Genomic DNA, 19,746 nt, shown 5'->3' with positions numbered 1-19,746 from the left:
GGCACCGCACGCATCCCCACACCCGGATCCGCAGCGATCCCCACGGATTCTCACGGAGCAGGAACAGTCATGAGCAACCGCAACAACCAGTCCAACAAGCAGGCAGCCCGCGAGCGGCTGCGCGCCGAGCGCGAACGGCAGGCGAAGAAGGAGCGGACCCGCCGGCAACTGATCGTCGCCGGCTCGGTCGTCGCCGTGCTGGCGGTGGCCGGCGGCATCGGGCTGGCGGTCGCCACCGCGGGCGACGACAGCGGCGGTGGCGGCGACACCGAAGCGGCCGCCGGTGTCTGGACGAAGGCCGCGAAGGCCAAGCTCGTCAAGCCCGCGCACACCAGCGGCGCCGGTGGCACGACCATCGTCATCGGCAAGGCGGACGCCAAGAACACCCTGGAGCTGTTCGAGGACGCGCGCTGCCCCGGCTGCGCCAACTTCGAGCAGAACGTCGGGGAGACGATCCAGAAGGACATCAAGGACGGCAAGTACAAGGCGTCCTTCCACCTCGGTACGTTCCTCGACGCCAACCTCAAGGGCACCGGCTCCAAGAACGCGCTGAGCGCGATGGGCGCGGCCCTCAACATCGACCCGGACGCCTTCTTGAAGTACAAGGAAGCGCTGTACTCCAAGGAGTTCCACCCGGACGAGATGGGCCCGGACAAGTTCGCCGACGACAACTACCTGATCAAGGTCGCCGACACCGTGCCGGCGCTCAAGGGCAACGCCGAGTTCCAGGCGGCCCTCAAGGCCGGTACGTACGACCGGTGGGCGCTGGAGATGTCGGAGGTGTTCAACTCCTTCAAGGACGTCACCAGCACCCCGACGGTCAAGCTCAACGACACGGTGCTCACTGTGGACGGCGCCCAGGGCAAGGTCGCCCCGGCCACCGTGGAGTCCTTCAACACCGTGGTCGACAAGGCGCTGAAGTCCTGACCCGGCGCGGCCGGCGCGCCGCGGGCGCGCCGGCCGATGCCAAATCTTGACCCGGGCCGTTGCCGTGCCCATGGCAGACTCCCGGCATGCAGGGGACGGGAGTTCACCCGCGGGCCCGGCCGGGGGCCTCGCCGGGGGGTCGGCTCAGAGGGGTGCGGGCGGCGCTGTTCACCGCGCTGTGCGTCACCCTGTCCGCCACCTCCCATGTGCTGCTCTCCGCCACCCCGTTGCCGCTCGCGACGGTCGCCGCCGTCTGCGTGGGCGTCTTCGCCGCGGCCTACGCGCTGCTGGGGCGAGAACGCGGATTCGGCGCCGTCGCGCTGCTCCTGGTGCCGCTGGAGCTGGCCGCGGACACCGTCTTCACCGCCGGGCAGCACACCTGTTACGGGTCGGCCGGCGGCCCGGTCACCGGGCCGCTGCGCTCGGTCGGCGTCGAACTGCTCTGCCGGGGCGGCGAGTTCGGCACCCCCCTGGCCCGACTGGCCGCCGTGCCCCGCGCCCCTGGCGGCGTGGCGGGCACCACCGCCGCCGGCTCCCTGCCGCCGGCCCTGCCCTGGCTGCTGCTCGCCGCCCATCTGGTCGTCGGCCTGCTCGCCGCGGCCTGGCTGCACCGCGCGGACGCGGCACTGGACGCGCTGCTGCGCGCGGCCGCCGCCCTCGCGCGCCGGCCGCTGCGCCTGGCGGAGGCGCCGTCGGCCGCCCCCGCGCCGCCGCCCCGCCGGACCGCCCCGCCGCCCCCCGGACCACCGGCCCGCCCGCTCCCCCTTCTCGCGCACTGCGTACCGCGCCGCGGCCCGCCGCCCGGGCACGCGCCGACGTGAAGCAGCCCACCGCAGGTACGAGAGAACCGGGAACCCCCCATGAGCGCACGCAACAGCCAGGCCGGCAAGTCGGCGGCCCGCGAACGGATCCGCGCCGAGCGCGAGCGGCAGAAGAAGAAGGACCGGCTGCGCCGCCAACTGGTCGTGGCCGGCTCCGTGATCGGCGTCCTGGTGCTGGCCGGCGGCGTCGGCTTCGCCGTGATGAAGGCCAACGAGCCCACCGGCTGGGAGGCGGCCAAGGAGGCCAAGCTCGTCAAGCCCGCCCACACCCAGGGAGAGAACGGCACCGAGATCCTGATAGGCGACAAGAGCGCCGAGGAGACGCTGGAGGTCTTCGAGGACATCCGCTGCCCGGCGTGTGCCGCGTTCGAGCAGAGCAGCGGCGAGGCGCTGCTCAAGGACATCAAGGACGGCCGGTACAAGGTGCGGTTCACCCTGTACTCGTTCATCGACGGCATGCCGGGCGGCGGCGAGGGCTCGAAGAACGCGCTCAGCGCCCTCGGCGCGGCGCTGAACGTCAGCCCGGAGGCGTTCTTGAAGTACAAGACGGCGCTGTACTCCGCCAAGAACCACCCCGACGAGCGGGAGGACGTCTACGCCAAGGACTCCGAGCTGCTCCGCATCGCGGGCGAGGTCCCCGAGCTCAAGGGCGACAAGGCGTTCGCGGAGGCCGTCCGCAAGGGCACCTACGACCGCTGGACGATGGAGATGACGGCGCTGTTCGGCCGCAAGGGCGTCAAGGGCACGCCGACCTTCTTCCACGGTGACAAGAAGCTGGTGATGGACGAGATCCCGCAGCGGCGGATGACGCAGGCGGAGTACAACAAGCTGTCGCTGGCGAACTTCAAGAAGATGATCGACCGGGAGTTCGGCCCGGCCAAGGGGACGGGCGCGGGCAAGGACACGACGAAGCCCGACAAGAGCGACGGCAAGGGTGACGGCGGCGCGAACGGGATCCGGGAGGGCGAAAAGGACCCCACGGGCGCCCGCTGAGTGCCGGTCAGGGAACGGGTGGGCGAATTCTCCGGGATTCCGGTCAGCGCCCTCCCGGTCCCGCCTACCGGCCAGTAGGGTGAGCGGCCGTGACCGATCATGACCAGATCTCCCGCCGCACGGCCGTCACGGCCGTAGCCGCCACCGCCGCCCTGCTGCCGTTCGCCGGCGCCGCCACCGCGTACGCCCAACAAGGCCCGGGCCGGGGCCGGTTCTTCCAGCACGGGGTCGCCTCCGGTGATCCGCTGCCCGACGGAATCCTGCTGTGGACCCGGGTGACGCCGGCCCCGGAGGCGATACCGGGTTCGGGACGGGGCCCGGACACCGAGGTGGGCTGGCAGGTGGCGGCGGACGCGGAGTTCGCCTCCGTGGTGGCGCGGGGCAGCGTGACCGCCACGGCGGCCGCGGACCACACCGTCAAGGCGGACGTCCGCGGCCTGCGCCCGGCCACGCGCTACTACTACCGCTTCACCGTGGCCGGCGAGCACTCCCCCGTCGGCCGCACCCGCACCGCCCCCGCCCCCGACGCCGCGGCCGGCAACGTCCGCTTCGGCGTGGTCTCCTGCGCCAACTGGGAGGCCGGGTACTTCTCGCCGTACCGCCACCTGGCGGCCCGCAAGGACCTCGACGCGGTGCTGCATCTCGGCGACTACCTCTACGAGTACAAGTCCGGCGAGTACCCGGCGTTCAAAGACGTGGTGCGCCCGCACTCCCCCGCCCACGAGCTGCTCACCCTCGCCGACTACCGCACCCGGCACGGCGTCCACAAGACCGACCCCGACGCCCTCGCCCTGCACGCCGCGCACCCGGTCATCGCCATGTGGGACGACCACGAGTTCGCCGACAACGCCTGGTCGGGCGGGGCGGCCAACCACACGCCGGAGACCGAGGGTTCCTGGTCGGCGCGGATGGCCGCGGCGAAGCAGGCGTACTTCGAGTGGATGCCGGTCCGCCCGTCGGTGGCCGGTACGACCTACCGCAGGCTCCGCTTCGGCACCCTGGCCGACCTGCATCTGCTGGACCTGCGCTCGTTCCGTGACGCGCAGGCCGCGCCCGGCAGCGGGGCGGTCGACGACCCGGGCCGCACCCTGACCGGCCGGGCCCAACTCGACTGGCTGAAGGCCGGACTGGAACGCTCCGACGCCACCTGGCGCCTGGTCGGCACATCCGTGATGGTCTCGCAGGTCGCCTTCGGCTCCCTCCCCGCGTACCTGATGGGCCCGCTCGCCGAGATCCTCGGCATCCCCAAGGAGGGCCTGGCCATCAACACCGACCAGTGGGACGGCTACACCGACGACCGCCGGGAGCTGCTCGGCCACCTCAGCGACCGCGGCATCGACAACACCGTCTTCCTGACCGGCGACATCCACATGGCCTGGGCCAACGACGTACCGCTGAAGGCGGCCACCTACCCCGCGACCGCGCCGGTGGCGACGGAGTTCGTGGTCACCTCCGTCACCTCCGACAACGTCGACGACTTCCTGCACGTCGCCCCGCACACCGTCTCGCTGGCCGGCGTCGCCGCCATCAGGGCCGCCAACCGGCACGTGAAATGGCTGGACATGGACTCGCACGGCTACGGCGTCCTCGACGTCAGCGCCGAGCGCACGCAGATGGACTACTTCGGCGTCTCCGACCGGACCGACCCCGGCGCCACCAGCCGGCTGCTGCGCTCCTACCGCACGCTGTCGGGCACCCAGCGGGTGGAGCGTACGGACCGGCCGGTGGGCTGAGCCGACGGCGCCGGTGAGCGCGGGCCCCGGGTCCGGCGGCTCACCGGCGCCCGGCTCACAGGCCGGACAGGAACCCCAGCGCCACCTTCCAGGCGCTCTCGGCCGCCTCCGCGTCGTGGTCCGGCAGATCGGGGTCGGTGAAGAGGTGGCCGGCGCCGGGGTAGCGGTAGACCTCGACGTCCGCGCCGGCCCGGCGCATCCGCAGATACCAGGCGTTCAGCCAGTCGTGCGGCTCGTAGGGGTCGGGGTCGGCGACGTGCAACTGCACCGGCAGGTCGTGCGCGTCGGCGTCCTCGGCGATGTCGGACGTGCCGTGCAGCAGGAGCAGCCCGCGGGTCTTCTCGTCACCCAGCGCGAGGTTCTGCGCGACCGCGCCGCCGAAGGAGAACCCGGCGTAGACCAGGCCGCGGTCGGAGTAGGGGGCGGCGGCCGTGATGGCCCGCTTGAGCAGCTCCTCCTTGCCGATCTCCTCCTTGATGACCATGCCCTCGCTCACCGAGTCGGCGGTCCGGCCGTCGAACAGGTCGGGGACGATCACCTCGTGGCCGGCGGCGCGCAGCCGGTCCGCCGCCGCGCGCACCGCGGGCCGCAGCCCGCACACCGAATGAAAAAGGACAATCGTCGAGGACCCGCTGGTCGAGGGCTCGGTGGAGGCCGGCACTGTCATCACTTCCCTGGAGTTGGATCGCACTTCCCCCATCGTGCCAGCTACGGTCGGGGGGACCGGCACAAGCACACCGCACCGACGACCACGCCCCCGCGCGGAGGAGGAAAACCGTGTCCCTGGACGACGTGCTGCGCCCGATCGCCGTCATCGGCGGCTCGATCGTCGTCACGCTCATCCTGGTCTGGCTCGCCGACCGGGCCCTGCGCCGCGTCGACGGCGCCCATCCCGAGACCCCGCTGTGGGGCCTGCTGCGGCGCTGCCGGATGCCGCTGCAAGTGGTGCTCTGCGCGGCGCTGTTGCGCGGCTCGTACGACGAGAGCGCGCTCACCGTCGTCGACCAGCATGCCGTGGGTATCGGCCGGACCCTGTCGCTGGTGCTGATCGCGGCCACCGCGTGGCTGGTCGTGCGGGCCTCCGCGGCGATCGTGGAGTCGTCCTACACCCGCTATGCGGCTCTCGCGCGGGACGCCGCGCGGGTGCGGCGGGTGCGGACGCAGGTCACGCTGATCCAGCGCGTGGTGACGGCCGTGGTGATCGTCGTGGCGGCCGCCTCGATGCTGCTGACGTTCCCCGAGATGCGCGCGGTCGGCACGTCCATGCTGGCCTCGGCCGGGCTGCTGGGCATCGTCGCCGGTATCGCCGCCCAGTCCACCCTCGGCAACCTCTTCGCCGGCCTCCAGATCGCCTTCGGCGACATGGTGCGGATCGGCGACACCGTCGTCGTGGACGGGGAGTGGGGCACGGTCGAGGAGATCACGCTGACGTTCCTGACCGTCCGCACCTGGGACGAGCGGCGGATCACGATGCCGGTGTCGTACTTCACCGGCAAGCCGTTCGAGAACTGGTCGCGCGGCGGCGCGCAGATGACCGGCACCGTCCTGTTCCACCTCGACCACTCGGCGCCGGTGGAGAAGATGCGCCAGCAGCTTCACGAGATCCTCCAGGACTGCGCGGACTGGGACGGGAGGGCCTGGAGTCTGGTGGTCACCGACACCACGCCGACCACGATCGTGGTGCGCGCCCTGGTGACGGCGCGCGACGCGGACACCGTCTGGACGGTGCGCTGCCAGGTCCGCGAGAAGATGATCGAGTGGCTGCGCGCCGAGCATTCCTACGCGCTGCCGCGGATCAGCACCGCCGAGGCGCCCGAATACCGGGCCCTGGGCCGCGGTCAGGAGGAGCGGGGCGGCCCGCGCGGGTCCGACCGCTGACCGTCCGCCCGGTCCCCCCTCACGGCGTGCCGCGCAGGCTCCGCATGTCCAGATGGCGCAGCACCCGGTCCACGATCTCCGGGTCGGCGCCCGGCTCGCTGCGGGCGGCGAGCACCTCGTGCCGGGCGGCGGAGAGCATCTCGCCCTGGATGCGCTGGACCTTCTTCATCCGCGTCAGGCGCGCCTCGAAGTGTTCGCGCCGCTCCTCGTCGACGATGTCCGGGGCGATGCGGGCGCCGATGTCGTAGGCGCGGCGGGCGAGTTGGTCGCTGACCTCGTCGGACAGCTCCTCGACGGCCATGATCTCGCGCAGCCGCCGCTTGGACGCCTTGACCACCCGCACCGCCAGCTCCCGTTCCAGCGCGTCCTCGACGTCGGCGTCGGCCCGTACCCCCAGGCGGCGCACCAGCCAGGGCAGCGACAGGCCCTGGACGACGAGGGTGGTCAGGACCACCGCGAAGGCGATGAAGAGGATCTCGTCGCGGGCGGGGAAGTCGCCGCCGCCGTCGACGGTGTACGGAACGGCCAGCGCCAGCGCCACCGAGGCCACCCCGCGCATCCCCGACCACCACATGATCAGGGTCTCGCGATGGGTCATCGGGATGTCCTCGTCGTAGTCCCGGCGCTTGTGCAGCCGCTTGGCCAGCCAGGCGGCGGGCAGCAGCCACAGCAGGCGGACGGCGACGACCACGCCGACGACGGCCGCGCCGGCGCCGAGCATCTGTCCCCAACGGCCGGACGCCGTCCCGAAGATGTTGTGCAGCTCCAGGCCGATCAGGCCGAACGCGACGCCGGTGACGAGGGTGTCGACGACCTCCCAGAAGGTGTAGCCGGCGAGCCGGCCCAGCACGTCGTCGGCGTCGACGGCGTACTCGGCCAGGAAGAGCGCGCAGGTCAGCACCGCCAGGACGCCGGAGCCGCGGAACTCCTCGGCCAGGACGTAGGCGACGAACGGCACCAGGAGCGTCAGGCCGATCTGGAGGGTCGGATCGTCCAGCAGTCCCATCAGCTTGTTGGCCACCCAGCCGATCACCAGCCCGACCGCTATGGCGACCACCGCCGACAGGACGAGGGAGCCGAGCGCGGCGGGGACGGAGAAGGTGCCGGTGACGGCCGCGGCGAGCGCCACGTGGTAGAGGACGATCGCGGTGACGTCGTTGAACAGCCCCTCGCCCTCCAGGATGGACACCATCCGGCGGGGCAGCCCGAGCTTGCCGGCGACGGCGGTGGCGGCGACCGGGTCGGGCGGCGCGACCAGCGCGCCGAGCACGGCGGCCGCGGCCAGCGGCATACCGGGCACCACGGCCTGCGCGACCGCGGCGACGGCGGCCATGGTGGCGAAGACCAGGGCGACGGCGAGCAGGAAGATCGGCCGCAGGTTGGCCGTGAACTGGCGCCAGGAGGTGCGCTGCACCGCGGCGTACAGCAGCGGCGGCAGCACCAGCGGAAGGATGAACTCGGGCGGCACCTCGACGTTGGGCACGAACGGCAGCAGCGCCAGGACGGCCCCGCCGAGGGTCATCAGCACCGGCGACGGCAGCCTCAGCCGGTCAGCGACCGGCACCATGACCACGGCCCCGAGGAGCAGGACGAACATCAGAGCCAGTTGGTCCACGGTGGCTACGCTCCGGGGTCGGTTCCGATCACTTCCGCCCCCCAGCCTGCCACGGCGGCGCGCCGTGCCCGCCGCGCCGGACCGCCGGCCCGCTCCCCGCCCGCCGCGGTGCCGCGGTTACGCGCTCTCGGCGCGGACGGTGTCCAGCGCGTGCTGGAGGTCGTCGGGGTAGGCGCTCTCGAACTCCACCCAGCTCCCGTCGGAGGGGTGCTCGAAGCCCAGCCGCATGGCGTGCAGCCACTGGCGGGCCAGGCCGAGCCGCTTGCCGAGCGTGGGGTCGGCGCCGTAGGTCAGGTCGCCGACGCAGGGGTGGCGGTGGGCGGCCATGTGCACCCGGATCTGGTGGGTACGGCCGGTCTCCAGCTTGATGTCGAGCAGGCTGGCCGCCCGGAACGCCTCGATGAGGTCGTAGTGGGTGACCGACGGCTTGCCCTCGGCCGTCACCGCCCACTTGTAGTCGTGCTGGGGGTGCCGGCCGATGGGGGCGTCGATGGTGCCGCTCATCGGGTCCGGGTGGCCCTGGACGAGGGCGTGGTAGCGCTTGTCGACCGTGCGCTCGCGGAACTGCTGCTTGAGCAGGGTGTAGGCGCGCTCGGACTTGGCGACGACCATCAGGCCGGAGGTGCCGACGTCGAGGCGGTGCACGATGCCCTGGCGCTCGGCGGCGCCGGAGGTGGAGATGCGGTAGCCGGCCGCGGCGAGGCCGCCGATGACGGTGGTGCCGCTCCAGCCGGGGCTGGGGTGCGCGGCGACGCCGACGGGCTTGACGATCACGACGATGTCGTCGTCGTCATGCACGATCTCCATGCCGTCGACGGGCTCGGCGACGACCTCCACGGGCGGCGCGGCCCGCGGCATCTCGACCTCCAGCCAGGCACCGCCGTGCACCCGCTCGGACTTCATCACCTCGGATCCGTCGACCCGGACCTTTCCGGCCGCGGCGAGCTCGGCCGCCTTCGTACGGGAAAAGCCGAACATGCGGGCCAGCGCGGCGTCGACGCGCTCGCCCTCCAGGCCGTCCGGTACGGGCAGGGTGCGGATCTCGGGAACGGTGCTCACCCCACGAGTATGGCAGTCGCGACACGGTGCCCCGCCCGGCGGCCGCCACCGGGCCCCCGGGGCCGGTCCGCGCGGCCGCCGCGCAAGGGTTCCGGCCCCGCCTCAGTCCTTGTGGATCGTGCCGTCGGGGTCCAGGCCGCGGAAGGAGAGGATCACGATCAGGATGCCGCCGCAGACGATCGCGGAGTCGGCGAGGTTGAACACCGCGAAGTGCGCCGGGGCGATGAAGTCGACCACCGCGCCCTCGAAGACGCCCGGCGAGCGGAAGACGCGGTCGGTGAGGTTGCCGAAGGCACCGCCGAGCAGCAGTCCGAGGGCGATGGCCCAGGGCAGGCTGTAGAGCTTGCGCGCGATGCGGGCGATGACGATGATCACGGCCGTCGCGATGATCGTCAGGAAGATCGTCAGCGCCTCGCCGATGCTGAACGCGGCACCGCGGTTGCGGATCACCTCGAACCGGAGCAGCGTCCCGATGACCTCGATCGGCGCGTGGTGCTCCAGCTTGGCGACCACGAGCAGCTTGCTGCCCAGGTCGAGCATGTAGACGAGGGCGGCGACAAGGAGCAGCGCGAGGATCCGCCGCTTGCCCCGGCCGGTGCCCCGCTCCGGCTCCGCCGGCTGTCCCCCTTCGGATCCCGCAGCGGGATCCGCTCCGGAACCCGATTCGGATTCCGGCGTACCGGTGATGCGTTCCGCCTCTGCCACGTGTGAGTCCCTCAGCCCGTCGAATCCGCGGCCAGGCCACGCCTGGCTTGAGAGCCCGCGCACGGCGCCCCGGCCGGAAGGCTCCGCGGCGATGGTGCCCGCTGCCCCCGGCCCGCGGTTGCCCGGACAGGCTCTGCGCACGAGGGTACGGCACACCCGTACGGCCGTGGCCGTTACGGGTGTGCCGGGGCGCGGACGGGCGGCGGCGTCAGGTGCGCCGCTCCTGCTTCTGTTTGCACTCCACGCACAGGGTCGCGCGGGGGAACGCCTGCATGCGGGCCTTGCCGATCGGCTTGCCGCAGTTCTCGCACAGTCCGTAGGTGCCCGCGTCCAGCTTGCTCAGGGCCCGCTCGTTCTGGAGCAGCATCTCGCGGGCGTTGGAGGCGAGCGCCAGTTCGTGTTCGCGGGTGATGTTCTTGGTGCCGGTGTCGGCCTCGTCGTCCCCGGCGCCGTCGCCGGAGTCGCGCATCAGCCCGGCGACGGCGGCCTCGGACGCGGCGATCTCGGTGGTCAGCCGCTCCACCTCCCTCAGCAGCGCGGCCCGCGCCTCGGCCACCTCGTCCGGCGTCCAGGGCTCCTCGCCGGGTCGTACGGCGAGCTCGTCGGGCGCCGCCGCCACGCGGGCCTGTGGCACCGCGGAGTCGTCGCTGTGCGCCCCGGCCTCCTCGGCCGCAGTCTTCTTCGCCACCACCGTCTTGGCTCCCGTCTTCTTCGCGGGCACCGCGGCCTTCTTGGCCGCGGTCTTCTTCCGCGCCGCCTGCTCGGCGGCCGTCTTCTTCACCGGGGACTTCTTCGCCGGGGACTTCTTGGCCGCGGCCTTCTTCGGCGGCGTCTTCTTCGCGGCCGCCTTCTTCGCCGCGGCCTTCACGGGTGCCGCCTTCTTGGCCGCGGCCTTCTTCGCCGGAGCTGTCGTGATCGGTGCGGGCTGCTTCGCGACGGCCTCGTCGGCAGGCGTCGTGCTCTGCTCCGCGGCGGTCTTTTTCGCCACCATGGCCGCGACCCCTTCACATATGTGATCTTGTGCGCGAATCGTGACGGGAACGATAAATCGCCGCGCGGCACGCGGCAACGGGACGCACCGCCCGGCGGGCCGACCGCCCCGCCCGGAACTGCGGTCTGCCTCGGTTGTGCCCCGCTCCCCGCCCGGTAACCGCCAGGTGACCGGGCAGCCCCGTGCCACCGCACCGCCCGCGGGGGCGCTCCGGATGCCGGGCGCCCGCCGTCTGGCCATTCGGGTCACCCTCGGCCTCCGTGGCCGCGCGCCCGGCGCCGCCCCCGGGTCGCCGCCCGCCGGCCGGACGGAAATCCGGTCGGCCGCCCGCCCCGCCGCCCCGTACACTGAAGCCCAGCGAGAGGCGTTGATGGGACGAGTAGCGTCGTACGCAGCCAGTAGCGATCCGGGGACGGTGCGAGCCCGGGGGCGTGCGCGACGTGAAGATCAGCCCGGAGCCGTCGGAAGAAAGCCACGGGAGTTCCCGGGGCGAGTAGAACCGGCAGCGCGACCCCAATGAGGGGGCGGTGCGCAGGCACCGCCAAGGAGGGTGGTACCGCGGGAGCGCAGGCGCTCTCGTCCCTCCGGACGGAGAAGCAGCAGGTGTCCGCCCGGAGGAAGACCCCGATGAGTCCGCAGCCCCAGTACCGCCAGGTGCCCGCCCAGGTAGACCTTCCCGCCCTCGAGCACGCCGTGCTCGATTTCTGGCAGGAGCAGAAGGTCTTCGCCCGTACCCTCCAGCAGTCCGAGGGACGGCCCGAGTGGGTGTTCTACGAAGGCCCCCCGACCGCCAACGGCATGCCCGGCGCCCACCACATCGAGGCCCGCGTCTTCAAGGACGTCTTCCCCCGGTTCCGCACGATGCAGGGCTACCACGTCGGCCGCAAGGCCGGCTGGGACTGCCACGGCCTCCCGGTCGAGCTGGCCGTGGAGAAGGAGCTGGGCTTCAACGGCAAGCAGGACATCGAGGCGTACGGCATCGCCGAGTTCAACGCCAAGTGCCGCGAGTCGGTGACCCGCCACACCGACGCCTTCGCCGCGCTCACGACCCGTATGGGCTACTGGACCGACCTCGACTCCCCGTACCGCACCATGGACCCCGACTACATCGAGTCGGTCTGGTGGTCGCTGAAGGAGATCTTCAACAAGGGCCTGCTGGTCCAGGACCACCGCGTCGCCCCCTGGTGCCCGCGCTGCGGCACCGGCCTGTCGGACCACGAGCTGGCCCAGGGCTACGAAACGGTCGTCGACCCCTCCGTCTTCGTCCGGCTCCCGCTGACCTCCGGCCCGCTGGCCGGCCAGGCGTCGCTGCTGGTGTGGACGACGACCCCCTGGACGCTGGTGTCGAACACCGCGGTCGCCGCGCACCCCGACGTCACCTATGTCGTCGCCACCGACGGCACCGAGCGGCTGGTGGTCGCCGAGCCGCTGCTGGGCAAGGCCCTGGGCGAGGGGTGGTCCGCCACCGGCGAGTCCTTCACCGGCCGCGAGATGGAGCGCTGGGCCTACGAGCGCCCGTTCGCCCTCGTCGAGCTGGAGGGCGCCCACTTCGTCGTCAACGCCGACTACGTCACGACCGAGGACGGCACCGGCCTCGTCCACCAGGCCCCCGCCTTCGGTGAGGACGACCTCAAGACCTGCAAGGCGTACGACCTGCCGGTGGTCAACCCGGTCCGCCCCGACGGCACCTTCGAGGAGGCCCTGCCGCTGGTGGGCGGGCAGTTCTTCAAGAAGGCCGACGGGGCCCTGGTCGCCGACCTCGAAGCCCGCGGCCTGCTCTTCCGGCACGTCGCCTACGAGCACAGCTACCCGCACTGCTGGCGCTGCCACACCGCGCTGCTCTACTACGCCCAGCCGTCCTGGTACATCCGCACCACCGCGGTCAAGGACGCCCTGCTGCGGGAGAACGAGAACACCAACTGGTTCCCCGACTCGGTCAAGCACGGCCGCTTCGGCGACTGGCTGAACAACAACATCGACTGGGCACTCTCGCGCAACCGCTACTGGGGCACCCCGCTGCCCATCTGGCGCTGCGAGGAGGACCACCTCACCTGCGTCGGCTCGCTCGCCGAGCTGACCGAGCTGACCGGCACCGACCAGTCCGGCCTCGACCCGCACCGCCCCTTCATCGACGACGTCACCTTCGCCTGCCCGACGTGCCAGGGGACCGCGACCCGCGTACCGGAGGTCATCGACGCCTGGTACGACTCCGGGTCGATGCCGTTCGCGCAGTGGGGCTACCCGTACCGCAACAAGGAGCTGTTCGAGAAGCGCTACCCGGCGCAGTTCATCTCGGAGGCCATCGACCAGACGCGCGGCTGGTTCTACACCCTGATGGCCGTCGGCACCCTCGTCTTCGACAAGTCGAGCTACGAGAACGTCGTCTGCCTGGGCCACATCCTGGCCGAGGACGGCCGGAAGATGTCCAAGCACCTGGGCAACATCCTCCAGCCGATCCCGCTCATGGACGAGCACGGCGCCGACGCGGTCCGCTGGTTCATGGCGGCCGGCGGCTCTCCCTGGGCGGCTCGCCGGGTGGGTCACGGCACCATCCAGGAAGTCGTCCGCAAGACCCTGCTGACGTACTGGAACACCGTCGCCTTCCAGGCGCTGTACGCCCGCACCTCCCGGTGGGCGCCGTCGGCGGCCGACCCGGCCCCGGCCGACCGCCCGCTGCTGGACCGCTGGCTGCTGGGCGAGCTGAACACCCTGGTCGGCGAGGTCACCACCGCCCTGGAGGCGTACGACACCCAGCGGGCCGGCAAGCTCCTGTCCTCCTTCGTCGACGACCTCTCCAACTGGTACGTCCGCCGCTCCCGCCGCCGCTTCTGGCAGGGCGACGCGGCCGCGCTGCGCACCCTGCACGAGGTCATCGAGACGGTCACCCGCCTGATGGCGCCGCTCACCCCGTTCATCACCGAGCGGGTCTGGCAGGACCTGGTCGTGCCGGTCAGCCCGGACGCCCCGGACTCCGTCCACCTGTCCACCTGGCCGGTAGCCGACACCGCCCTCATCGACCCGGCGCTGTCCGCGCAGATGCTGCTGGTGCGGCGACTGGTCGAGCTGGGACGCGCGACCCGCGCCGAGTCCGGCGTGAAGACCCGCCAGCCGCTCTCGCGCGCCCTGGTGGCCGCCGCCGGCTTCGCGGAGCTGTCCGAGGACCTTCGCGCGCAGATCGCCGAGGAGCTCAACGTCAGCTCGCTCGCCTCACTCTCCGAGGTCGGGGGCTCACTGGTCGACACCACCGCCAAGGCGAACTTCCGTGCCCTGGGCAAGCGCTTCGGCAAGGGCGTCCAGGCGGTCGCCAAGGCCGTCGCCGGCGCGGACGCCGCGGCGCTCTCGCTCGCGCTGCGTGAGGGCACCGCGAGCGTGGAGGTCGACGGCGAGACCGTCACCCTCGCGCCCGACGAGGTCATCATCACCGAGACCCCGCGCGAGGGCTGGTCGGTGGCCTCCGACTCCGGTGCGACGGTCGCGCTGGACCTGGAGATCACCCCGGAGCTGCGCCGGGCGGGCCTGGCCCGCGACGCCATCCGGCTGATCCAGGAGGCCCGCAAGAACAGCGGGCTGGACGTCGCCGACCGGATCGCGCTGCGCTGGCGGTCCACCGACGAGGAGGTGCGGACGGCGCTGACCGACCACGCCGGCCTGATCTCCGACGAGGTGCTCGCCACCTCCTTCGAGAGCGACGAGGCCGGCGAGGACGCCGCCGCCGGCTTCGGCGAGCCGTTCACGGACGAGAGCCTGGCGCTCACCTTCCGTCTCCGCAAGGCGTAAGCGTCCGCCTCACCAGGGAAGCCCCCGGCGCCGTCGGCGTCGGGGGCTTCTCCGTATCCGCGGGCCCGGGGCGGGACCGGCTCCGGTCGCGAAAGGGCCGGGCCCCGAGGGAGATCCCTCGGGGCCCGGCCCTGACTACCGACGCGCTGCGCTGAGCGGCCCTCAGTTGTCGTCCTCGTCGATGAGGAAGCCACGCATCGGCGACGGCGCCTGCTGCATCGGCTGCGGGCTCTGCGGCCGCACCGGTGCCATCGGCTGGGTCATCGCCGGTGACATCTGCTGCTGGCCGCCGTAGGACGGACCGCCGCCGGAGGGGCCGCCCATCGAGTGGTTGCCGCCCATCGTCTGGCCGCCACCCATGGTGTGGTTACCCCCCATGGTGCCCGCACCGGCCGACGCCATCGACGGCGACGGCGGCAACGAGGCGGCCGCCGGGGTCCGCGGCGGGGCCAGCGAGTCGTCCGACTGGTTCTCCAGCTGGCGGAGCTGGCTCTCCAGGTAGGACTTCAGACGCGTGCGGTACTCGCGCTCGAAGCCGCGCAGGTCCTCGACCTTGCGCTCCAGCGTCGCGCGGGCCGACTCCAGCGAGCCCATCGCCACGCGGTGCTTCTCCTGCGCGTCCCGCTCCAGCGCGTCGGCCTTGGCGCGGGCGTCCCGCTCCAGGCCCTCGGCACGGCTGCGCGCCTCGCCGACGATCTTGTTGGCCTCGGAACGGGCCTCCGCGATCGCCTGGTCGGCGGTCTGCTGTGCCAGCGACAGCACCCGCGCGGCACTGTCACCGCCGGGGCCACCCTGCTGGGGAGCCTGCGGCAACTGCTGCTGACCGCCGGGACCACCCATGCCCAGAGGGCCACCGGGACCCATCGGGCCGGGACCGTGCGGACCCTGCGGACCGTGGCCACCAGGACCGGGAGGCAGTTGCGGTGCACCACCGGGCAGTTGGGGCGGGCCACCCATCCCCTGCTGCTGCGGCGGGACCGGCTGCGGACCGGATATGGCGGCGGGCACCGGGGCACCCGGACGCTGCTGCTGGTCCTGCTGCTCCGGGCCCTTGCGCATGCCCTGCTGCTGCTGGTTCTGTGCGGCCGCGCGGGTGGCGGCGGCCAGCTTGGCGCGCAGGTCCTCGTTCTCCCGCAGAAGGCGGGTCAGTTCGGCTTCGACCTCATCGAGGAAGGCATCGACCTCGTCCTCGTCATAGCCTTCTCGAAGGCGGACGGTCGTGAACTGCTTGTTCCGCACGTCCTCGGGGGTCAACGGCATCTCTACTTCACCTCAACGTAGTCGTCGGCAATCGGCAAGACCGTCTCGTTCACACCAACAACACCGACCTGACGACGGTGATCAGGATGTAGACGATGATCATCAATACGAAGAAGGACAGGTCGAGCGCCACGCCCCCGAGACGCAGCGGCGGGATGACCCGCCGCAGAAGCTTGAGTGGCGGATCGGTGACAGTGTAGGTGGCCTCCAGAACGACCACCATCGCCTTGCCGGGTTGCCATGAACGGGCGAACTGGAAGACATAGTCCATCACCAGCCTGAAGATCAACACGATCAGGAAGCAGTACAGCGCGATATAGATCACCTGACCAGCGACACTCATCTCGCGCTTCCCTCTCCCCTTGCGTCCTGTGTTGGCCTTCGCGGCCCGGTGTGCCCGGTGTTGCGTCTCAGCTCTGGTTGAAGAACCCGCCCTCTGCGATACGGGCCTTGTCCTCCGCCGTGACATCGACGTTAGCAGGCGACAACAGGAACACCTTCTGCGTCACCCGCTCAATGCTGCCGTGCAGGCCGAAGACGAGACCGGCGGCAAAGTCGACAAGTCGCTTCGCGTCGGTGTCATCCATCTCCGTGAGATTCATGATCACCGGAGTGCCCTCACGGAAGTGTTCCCCGATGGTACGGGCTTCGTTGTAGGTCCGGGGGTGAAGTGTGGTGATGCGGTACGGCTCCCGCTCGGACACAACCTTGGGCATGATCACCGGGGCGTTCTTCTCCAAATTGGGACGGTCGGGTGTGATGGACGCCACGGGGGCGATTCGCGCGGGTCGTCCGCTTTCCGCGGCCAGAGGAGCGGGTTCGCGCTGCGCCGGAGGCTGGACAACTCGGGCCGGTTCCTCCCGTTCCGGGCGCGTTTCGGCCTGCACTTGGTGCTGTTGCCGCCGCCCCCGGTCCGGTTCCGGATCAAGCTCGGGCTCGAACTCGTCGTCGGGGTCGAAACCCCGGCCGTCGTACCCATCGTCCTCCACGAGGCCGAGGTAGACCGCCATCTTGCGCATCGCGCCGGCCATTCTCTGCGTCCTCCGCTCTGTGGTGGATCGGCTCCGTCACCGGGTGCCTTGGATCCACTCGGCCTGCCCGCTTTTTGCGGGAATGACCATATTTTGTGCTGTGGTCCGACTTGCTTGGCGACGTTACCGGAGCCGTGGTCGGACACCGAGTACCGCAGTGCCGACGCGCACATGTGTCGCCCCGGCCGCCACGGCTTCTTCGAGGTCCGCGCTCATACCCGCTGACACCATGTTGGCAGCAGGATGGGTTGCGCGCAGGTGGGATGAGATTTCCAGCAATCGCTCGAAAGCGGCGAGTTGGCGTCCGGCGTACGGCCCGGCCAGCGGGGCGACGGTCATCACCCCGTCCAGGCGCAGACCTTGGGCGGCCGCGATCGCCTCGGCGAGCGCGGGGACGCCGTCCGGCGCCACCCCGCCGCGTTCGGCGATGCCGCCCGCCGCGTGCCCCGACTCGGCGTCAAGTCCCACCTGGATCAGGCACCCCAGCTCGCGCCCCGCGCGGACGGCTTCCCTCGACAGCGCGGTGACGAGCTTGGGACGGTCGACCGACTGGACCACATCGGCATAACGTGCCACAGACCGCACCTTATTGGTCTGCAATTGACCGACGAAGTGCCAACTAACGGGCAGATCGGCGCATTCGGCGGCCTTGGGTGCCGCATCCTGATCGCGATTTTCCGCGACATGACGCACACCCAACTCCGCGAGCAGCCGGACATCGCTCGCGGGGTAGGTCTTGGTGACCACGATCAGGGTTACTTCTTCCCGCGGGCGGCCGGCCTTGGCGCACGCGGCGGAGATACGGTTCTCCACCCTGGCCAGGTTGTCGGCCAGTTCGGTCCTGCGGTCTTCCGTCACAGCTCAGTCGCTCCCAAGCCATACGTAACTCGCGAGCCGCCCCGTGGTGCGGTCACGCCGGTAAGAGAAGTGGTCGGGGGACTCCAGCGTACAAATGTGGGAATCCTCACCAACCGACACACCCGCCGCGGCGAGTTGGGCCCGCACCCCCGCGGTGACGTCCACCGCGGGCGTACCCCACCGGGTCGTCGCCCGTGCCGACGGCACCGCCGCGGCCACCTCGTCCCGCATCGCCGCGGGCACTTCGTAGCACCGTCCGCACACCGAGGGTCCGGTGCGCGCGAGGATCCGGTCCGGCCGCGCGCCGAGGGCGGTCATCGCCTCGACGGCCGCCGGGACCACCCCGGCGACCAGGCCGGGCCGGCCGGCGTGGGCGGCGCCCGCGATCCCGGCGACCGGATCGGCCAGGAGGACCGGCGTGCAGTCGGCGGTCAGGACGGCGAGCGCGAGACCCCGACGGGCGGTCACGACCGCGTCGACGCAGGGGACCTCGGCCGTGCGCCACGGCCCGTCGACCACCGCCACGTCCCGGCCGTGCACCTGGTTCATCCAGACCACACCGGTCGGGTCGAGGCCGAGTTCCTTGGCGGCGAGTTCGCGGTTGGTCCGTACGGCCTCCGGGTCGTCGCCGACCGCGCCGCCCAGGTTGAGCTCGTCATACGGAGCGGCGCTCACCCCGCCCCACCTGTCGGTGAAGGCGAAATGCGCGCCGCTCTCGTGGTGCTGTTGCCCTATCACGTGGTGTCTTCGGCTACTTCAGGAAGTCGGGGACGTCCAGTTCCTCGGCCGCGGAGTCCGAGTACGGACGGGCCGGGGGAACCTGCGGGGCGCTCGCCGGGGGCGCCGGCACCTCGCCGAGCGAGGACGCGGACTCGGCCGGCTCCTCGCGGACCGGGACCGAGCCGAGACCTCCGAAGGACGACGAGCGGGGCTCGGCCGGCGCGGCCGGACGGCTCGGAGCCGGCGCCGGCTCCTCGCGCTTGGCGGCCGACAGGCCCGACTGCGAGTCACGGCGGGCAGGCGGCTGCCCTCCGTCAAAACCCGCGGCGATCACGGTCACCCGGACCTCGTCACCCAGCGCGTCGTCGATGACCGCGCCGAAGATGATGTTCGCCTCGGGGTGCGCCGCCTCGCTGACCAGTTGCGCGGCCTCGTTGATCTCGAAGAGACCGAGGTCGGAGCCACCGGAGATGGAGAGCAGCACCCCGCGGGCGCCGTCGATGGAGGCTTCCAGGAGCGGCGAGGAGATCGCCATCTCCGCCGCCGCCACCGCGCGGTCGTCGCCGCGCGCCGAGCCGATGCCCATCAGGGCCGATCCGGCCTCCGACATCACGGACTTGACGTCGGCGAAGTCGAGGTTGATCAGACCCGGTGTGGTGATCAGGTCGGTGATGCCCTGGACACCCGACAGCAGCACCTGGTCCGCGGACTTGAACGCGTCGAGCACGCTCACCTGGCGGTCCGAGATGGACAGCAGCCGGTCGTTCGGGATGACGATGAGGGTGTCGACCTCTTCGCGCAACTGGGCGATGCCGTCCTCGGCCTGGTTGGCGCGGCGGCGGCCCTCGAAGGTGAAGGGCCGGGTGACCACACCGATGGTCAGGGCCCCGAGCGAACGGGCGATGTTGGCGACGACGGGCGCGCCACCGGTGCCGGTGCCGCCGCCCTCGCCCGCGGTCACGAAGACCATGTCGGCCCCCTTGAGGACCTCCTCGATCTCCTCGCGGTGGTCCTCGGCCGCCTTGCGCCCCACGTCCGGGTTGGCGCCCGCGCCGAGTCCGCGCGTCATTTCGCGGCCGACGTCGAGCTTGACGTCGGCGTCGCTCATCAGCAACGCCTGCGCATCGGTGTTGATCGCGATGAACTCGACGCCCTTGAGCCCGACCTCGATCATCCGGTTGATGGCGTTCACGCCACCGCCGCCGATGCCGACGACCTTGATGACTGCGAGGTAGTTCTGCGGTGCTGCCACGTCGAAGGCCTCTCGCCTCGAGTTACGTGTCGTCGCCGCACATTGCGTGTGGACGCCGACTGATGCCGATTGGGACGGTCCGTATCGCCGACCCGAACCCTAACGTTGAACTTTAGGGTTACCTGT

17 protein-coding genes are annotated in these 19,746 nt (G+C 71.5%); 6 read left to right on the top strand and 11 right to left on the bottom strand.

The annotated features are described in order from the left end of the window. Window positions 1-69 precede the first annotated feature (69 nt). From ACZ45Z_RS20750 to ACZ45Z_RS20735, 4 genes are all read left to right on the top strand, one after another. Window positions 70-927 (top strand): thioredoxin domain-containing protein, encoded by an 858-nt coding sequence (locus ACZ45Z_RS20750; protein WP_468364281.1) that lies wholly within the window; start codon window positions 70-72, stop codon window positions 925-927. 86 nt (window positions 928-1,013) lie between these two features. Beyond that, a complete protein-coding gene (locus tag ACZ45Z_RS20745; RefSeq protein WP_468364278.1) occupies window positions 1,014-1,748 on the top strand; it encodes a hypothetical protein in 735 nt (244 codons plus the stop codon). 39 nt (window positions 1,749-1,787) lie between these two features. After that, window positions 1,788-2,741, top strand: coding sequence for a thioredoxin domain-containing protein (locus tag ACZ45Z_RS20740; protein ID WP_468364275.1), 954 nt, complete (start codon window positions 1,788-1,790; stop codon window positions 2,739-2,741). Window positions 2,742-2,830: 89 nt separating this feature from the next. Then, window positions 2,831-4,474 carry an alkaline phosphatase D family protein gene (locus tag ACZ45Z_RS20735; protein WP_468364273.1) on the top strand — a complete coding sequence of 548 codons (1,644 nt, stop codon included), beginning with the start codon at window positions 2,831-2,833 and terminating at the stop codon, window positions 4,472-4,474. A gap of 55 nt (window positions 4,475-4,529) precedes the next feature. Here the strand turns inward: ACZ45Z_RS20735 and ACZ45Z_RS20730 are convergent, their stop codons facing one another. Then, window positions 4,530-5,141, bottom strand: coding sequence for a dienelactone hydrolase family protein (locus ACZ45Z_RS20730; protein WP_468364270.1), 612 nt, complete (start codon window positions 5,139-5,141; stop codon window positions 4,530-4,532). A gap of 116 nt (window positions 5,142-5,257) precedes the next feature. Here ACZ45Z_RS20730 and ACZ45Z_RS20725 point away from each other — a divergent pair, with 116 nt between their 5' ends. Continuing rightward, a complete protein-coding gene (locus tag ACZ45Z_RS20725; protein ID WP_468364804.1) occupies window positions 5,258-6,352 on the top strand; it encodes a mechanosensitive ion channel family protein in 1,095 nt (364 codons plus the stop codon). Between the two features lie 19 nt (window positions 6,353-6,371). On the opposite strand, the gene ACZ45Z_RS20720 is transcribed toward ACZ45Z_RS20725, so the two are convergent. From ACZ45Z_RS20720 to ACZ45Z_RS20705, 4 genes are all read right to left on the bottom strand, one after another. Then, the gene (locus tag ACZ45Z_RS20720; RefSeq protein ID WP_468364268.1) at window positions 6,372-7,967 is read right to left on the bottom strand and encodes a Na+/H+ antiporter; all 1,596 of its coding nucleotides are present in this window, start codon (window positions 7,965-7,967) and stop codon (window positions 6,372-6,374) included. 117 nt (window positions 7,968-8,084) lie between these two features. Further along, entirely contained in the window at window positions 8,085-9,026 is a 942-nt protein-coding gene (locus ACZ45Z_RS20715) for an RluA family pseudouridine synthase (protein ID WP_468364265.1), read from the bottom strand. A 102-nt stretch (window positions 9,027-9,128) separates the two neighbouring features. Then, on the bottom strand, window positions 9,129-9,731 hold the full coding sequence (gene lspA, locus ACZ45Z_RS20710; protein ID WP_468364263.1) for a signal peptidase II: 603 nt from the start codon (window positions 9,729-9,731) through the stop codon (window positions 9,129-9,131). Window positions 9,732-9,939: 208 nt separating this feature from the next. Next, the gene (locus ACZ45Z_RS20705) at window positions 9,940-10,722 is read right to left on the bottom strand and encodes a TraR/DksA family transcriptional regulator (RefSeq protein ID WP_468364260.1); all 783 of its coding nucleotides are present in this window, start codon (window positions 10,720-10,722) and stop codon (window positions 9,940-9,942) included. Window positions 10,723-11,349: 627 nt separating this feature from the next. Here ACZ45Z_RS20705 and ileS point away from each other — a divergent pair. Then, window positions 11,350-14,499: an isoleucine--tRNA ligase gene (gene ileS / locus ACZ45Z_RS20700; protein ID WP_468364257.1), complete on the top strand. Its 3,150-nt coding sequence runs from the start codon at window positions 11,350-11,352 to the stop codon at window positions 14,497-14,499. Between the two features lie 162 nt (window positions 14,500-14,661). On the opposite strand, the gene ACZ45Z_RS20695 is transcribed toward ileS, so the two are convergent. From ACZ45Z_RS20695 to ftsZ, 6 genes are all read right to left on the bottom strand, one after another. Continuing rightward, entirely contained in the window at window positions 14,662-15,759 is a 1,098-nt protein-coding gene (locus ACZ45Z_RS20695) for a DivIVA domain-containing protein (protein ID WP_468364255.1), read from the bottom strand. Between the two features lie 49 nt (window positions 15,760-15,808). Continuing rightward, window positions 15,809-16,102: a YggT family protein gene (locus ACZ45Z_RS20690; RefSeq protein WP_393892293.1), complete on the bottom strand. Its 294-nt coding sequence runs from the start codon at window positions 16,100-16,102 to the stop codon at window positions 15,809-15,811. Between the two features lie 67 nt (window positions 16,103-16,169). Then, window positions 16,170-16,790, bottom strand: coding sequence for a cell division protein SepF (locus ACZ45Z_RS20685; RefSeq protein WP_468364252.1), 621 nt, complete (start codon window positions 16,788-16,790; stop codon window positions 16,170-16,172). Between the two features lie 123 nt (window positions 16,791-16,913). Further along, window positions 16,914-17,648: a YggS family pyridoxal phosphate-dependent enzyme gene (locus ACZ45Z_RS20680; RefSeq protein ID WP_468364250.1), complete on the bottom strand. Its 735-nt coding sequence runs from the start codon at window positions 17,646-17,648 to the stop codon at window positions 16,914-16,916. A gap of 3 nt (window positions 17,649-17,651) precedes the next feature. After that, window positions 17,652-18,386: a peptidoglycan editing factor PgeF gene (gene pgeF, locus ACZ45Z_RS20675; protein ID WP_468364247.1), complete on the bottom strand. Its 735-nt coding sequence runs from the start codon at window positions 18,384-18,386 to the stop codon at window positions 17,652-17,654. Between the two features lie 13 nt (window positions 18,387-18,399). After that, window positions 18,400-19,620, bottom strand: a complete 1,221-nt coding sequence (ftsZ, locus tag ACZ45Z_RS20670) for a cell division protein FtsZ (RefSeq protein ID WP_468364245.1) — start codon at window positions 19,618-19,620, stop codon at window positions 18,400-18,402. Window positions 19,621-19,746: the final 126 nt, after the last annotated feature.

It is taken from the genome of Streptomyces sp. NPDC031210, from assembly GCF_055570395.1.
Note: the sequence above shows the minus strand (reverse complement) of the source record. Positions and strands in the feature narration are given on the sequence as shown.